General features: G+C 62.4%; 1 protein-coding gene. It reads left to right on the top strand.

The features are described from left to right. Positions 1-692 (top strand): IS4 family transposase (locus ACOMD9_RS21095; protein ID WP_421417981.1); only part of this gene is annotated, 692 nt, incomplete at both ends.

Raw genomic sequence — 692 nt, forward strand, 5'->3', positions numbered from 1 at the left:
CGGCCGATCAAGCTGATCGACGGTACCACGGTGTCGATGCCGGACACGCCCGAGAACCAGCAGCGCTTTCCTCAGCAAACCGGCCAGAAGCCCGGTCTCGGGTTCCCGACCGCCCGGCTGGTGGCCATCCTGGACTTGAGCAGCGGGGCGATCCTTAATGCGGCGATGGGGCCCGTGAAAGGCAAGGGCACGGGAGAGCATGCCTTGCTGCGGGAGATTCTCGACACCTTTGAGTCAGGCGACATCGTCATCGCCGACCGTTACTACCCCTCCTATGCGCTCATCGCGGCGCTGAAAGCCCGCGGTGTCGATGTGGTCATGCGCCAACACTTTGGCCGCCAGACCGACTTTCAGACAGGGAAGAGGCTGGGTGACAAGGACCACATCGCCACCTGGCAGAAACCGAAGAACCGGCACGAGTGGATGAGCCAAGAAGCCTTTGATGCCTTGCCCGACACCATGCCGGTCCGGGAGCTGGCCGCCGGGAACATGGTCATCGTCACGACACTGTGCTCCTCCAGGCAAGCGCCACGCCAACAGATCCAGGCGCTCTACCAGGAGCGCTGGCAGATCGAGCTGAGCTTCCGGGATATCAAGACGACACTGGGCATGGAGGTGCTGCGCTGCAAGACGCCCGCCATGGTGGAGAAGGAAGTCTGGATGTATCTGTTGGCGTATAACCTGATCCGCCG

This window comes from Halomonas terrestris (assembly GCF_049166755.1).
In the GTDB taxonomy this organism is placed as follows: domain Bacteria; phylum Pseudomonadota; class Gammaproteobacteria; order Pseudomonadales; family Halomonadaceae; genus Halomonas.